The sequence below is a fragment of the Chlorogloeopsis fritschii PCC 6912 genome, from assembly GCF_000317285.1.
Classification (GTDB): domain Bacteria; phylum Cyanobacteriota; class Cyanobacteriia; order Cyanobacteriales; family Nostocaceae; genus Chlorogloeopsis; species Chlorogloeopsis fritschii.
The window spans coordinates 1-2,963 of sequence record NZ_AJLN01000133.1; the positions used below are offsets into that span (position 1 = coordinate 1).

A 2,963-nucleotide genomic window follows, 5' to 3' on the forward strand; every position below is an offset into this window, starting at 1 on the left:
AAGCGCGTTGTAGCGACTGGCGTCAAGTGGCGTCAACTGGCGTGCGGGTTTTGTTGATAATCTTGCCTTCAAACTGATAATTTATCTTCTAAACCCGCCCGTACAGTAGTTAGTGGTTAGTAGTTATTCTGCTCCTCTGCCCCTCTGCTCCTTGTCCCCTTGTCTCCCCCTCCCCGTGTCCTCTTCCTAGTCCCTAGCCCCTAGTCCCTAGTCCCTAGAAGTAGTGATTCTCCATCTAGTAGTTGCTGTCGATAGCCACAGTTAAATATGCAACGCTTGTGATTCTGGTGATGTAATTTGGCACATTTAACAGCATTTCTACCCATGAGTCGCACATAAACCTCGGCTGCCGAAAGCATACCTATAAATGGTGCAGTGAAATATACCCAAATATTTGAAAAAATCTGCGCTGGAATTGCTGAAGCTAAAGTCCGGGCTGGATTCATGCTCATGCCAGAAAAAGGTGCTTCTACGGTGATATAAGTTGCAATCAGAACACCAGCTATGATTCCGGTATATCTTGCCCACTTACGATTGTTAGAGACAAACAACACCATCAGCATCATCCCAAAGGAAATGATGATTTCTGCGATGAACGCAACTATGACACCAGCTGCACCTGGAGTAGTAACAACGTAATTAACTGTAGAATGAGCGATGGCTGTTCCTAACAATCTCGCTGCGATAAGCAAACCCAGCAACCCGCCCACAAATTGCGCCAGGATATAACAAAGGGCATCCCCAGGTTGAACTTTACCCAAACGAAAGAAGGTGAAGGTAATAGCAGGGTTAAGATGCGCTCCCGATTGTTTGCCCCAAGGAGAATAAACGATCGCAATAGCTGTTAGTCCCATTGCTATACCAATTAGAAAACGTCGCGGTAGGGGATCGGAAATTGCTTGTCGGATGGGTGAAACAGGATGTTGTAGGAGTGTCGTAAATACAGCCGCAGCAATCATAAGTATTCCCAGCCCCGCAGCTTCCATGAGGTACTCAGGATAGTGGCGACGGAAAATTCTCATCATAATTACTGCTCGTGGTAATTCCACAGCAAACCACCATCTACAAAGAAGGTAGTACCTGTGATGTAGTCTGCGTCAGAAGATGCGAGGAAAGCAACAACAGAAGCAACATCTTGAGGTTGACCCAAGCAACCAAGAGGGATATTCTCAAGCAATGCACCTAGTTTTTGCGGATCGTTGAGTAGCTTAGTGTTAATTGGTGTTTCAATTGCTCCGGGTGCAACGTTGTTAACTGTAATACCAAGCGGCCCTAATTCTACAGCTAAGTTCCGCGTCAACATTTTCATGCCACCTTTACTGACACAGTAGGCAGTGAAATTAGGAAATGGTAATTCTTCATGCACCGAACTGATATTGATAATTTTGCCACGGCGCTGAGTAGCGATTAAGTGTTTTACCATTTCTTGAGTAGCAAAGAATGCTCCTTTGATGTTGACATTCATGACAGCATCATAATCTTCCTCCGTGATTGCCCAGAAGGAAGCGTGCCTTTCAAGACCTGCATTATTGACTAAAATATCTAGTTTGCCAAAGTGTTGGATGCTCTGATTAATCATCTGGCGAACGTCACTGACATTGCCCAAATCCGCTTTAATAATATGACCTTGAGATTTTGGACACTGAGCCATGTAACAGTTACCACCAGCAGTTTGTACCTTTGTTAGAGTTTCCTCAGCACCTTCGGGATGAGAGCGATAGTCAATAACAATATTGGCTCCCTCAGCAGCCAGACGTACAGCAATAGCTTGACCGATTCCCTGACTACTGCCTGTAACTAAAGCGACTTTCCCTTCCAGCTTCATAAGCTTTCTCCTTATGAGTAATTTTAAATACAATTAATTTAGTTTTGGATTTAAGTTGATTGTTGCTTGCAGGGCTTGTCTTGAGATGATAATTCGCTAAAAAATTCAGCTTAAAAAGCTGATATTTGCAATAGAAATTTTTTAGTTTATTCTCAGTAAAAACTCATCTAGTGTTGGTGCTAGAGTAAGGGCAAGCTGCCGCCTCTACTAGGGAGATATACATGGAACCCAAATGGCTAGAATGGGTGAAACAACTACAAGCGATCGCTCAAAATGGTCTAACTTTTTCTGAGAATCCTTTTGATATTGAACGCTTCAAAGCCATACAGGCGATCGCTGCGGAAATCATGGTAACTCATACCAACGCCGAACTCAGTTACATTCTCGATTTATTTGCTCGCGATGTTGGATATGCCACTCCTAAAGTAGATGTGCGCGGTGCAGTGTTCCTGGACGAGCAAATCTTACTTGTCAAAGAACGATCTGACGGCTGTTGGACTTTACCTGGTGGATGGGCTGATATTGGAACCTCACCCAGTGAAGCAGTCGTCAAAGAAATTTATGAAGAATCCGGTTACCATAGCCGTGCTGTCAAACTTGTTGCTGTCTACGACAGAGACAGACAAGGACATCCACCTTTTCCACACTACACCTACAAGCTATTTTTTCAATGCGAACTGCTCGGTGGCTCCCCATCACCCAGTATTGAGACGGAAGCAGTAGGATTTTTTCCTGAAGATGAAATTCCCGAATTATCTGTTGCGCGTGTGACAGCAACACAAATTACCAGACTTTTTGAACATTATCGCCATCCAGATTTATCGACTGACTTTGATTAACCCAAGCATCAGGAATTCTTTCTAAAATTCGAGCACCAAACACCTGATCCATTTCTAAATATTCAAGATGAACGTAACCAATATGACAGTGACAAGTTTGGTTGGTACAAGGTTGCTCAAACAAAGCTGCTTCCCAGTCAGAATCATAAGTTAATTGACTTTGACATACTCCCCGCAATTGAATCAGGGGCTTTACGCATCACGCCTCGTAAGTAAAATTTCCAGGTGAATGGCGTTCTTCCCAGCCTGTGTTTGGTAGAACTTTTTCTAAATTCATCGCTCTTGGTGACGTACCCAAC

General features: G+C 43.8%; 3 protein-coding genes. 1 reads left to right on the forward strand and 2 read right to left on the reverse strand.

Translation table 11 applies throughout. The annotated features are described in order from the left end of the window. Positions 1 to 200 precede the first annotated feature (200 nt). Entirely contained in the window at positions 201 to 1,025 is an 825-nt protein-coding gene (locus UYC_RS0129320; RefSeq protein ID WP_200862405.1) for an MIP/aquaporin family protein, read from the reverse strand. A gap of 2 nt (positions 1,026 to 1,027) precedes the next feature. Then, a complete protein-coding gene (locus UYC_RS0129325) occupies positions 1,028 to 1,825 on the reverse strand; it encodes a glucose 1-dehydrogenase (RefSeq protein ID WP_016877709.1) in 798 nt (265 codons plus the stop codon). 221 nt (positions 1,826 to 2,046) lie between these two features. Between UYC_RS0129325 and UYC_RS0129330 the strand changes: the two genes are divergently transcribed. Continuing rightward, positions 2,047 to 2,664, forward strand: a complete 618-nt coding sequence (locus tag UYC_RS0129330; RefSeq protein ID WP_016877710.1) for an NUDIX hydrolase — start codon at positions 2,047 to 2,049, stop codon at positions 2,662 to 2,664. The last annotated feature ends 299 nt before the right edge of the window (positions 2,665 to 2,963 follow it).

What these genes read in the sequence shown, in the direction of transcription:
- UYC_RS0129325 (WP_016877709.1), bottom strand. Translation starts at nt 1,825, where the DNA reads ATGAAGCTGGAAGGGAAAGTCGCTTTAGTTACAGGCAGTAGTCAGGGA.
- UYC_RS0129330 (WP_016877710.1), top strand. Translation starts at nt 2,047, where the DNA reads ATGGAACCCAAATGGCTAGAATGGGTGAAACAACTACAAGCGATCGCT.
- UYC_RS0129320 (WP_200862405.1), bottom strand. Translation starts at nt 1,025, where the DNA reads ATGATGAGAATTTTCCGTCGCCACTATCCTGAGTACCTCATGGAAGCT.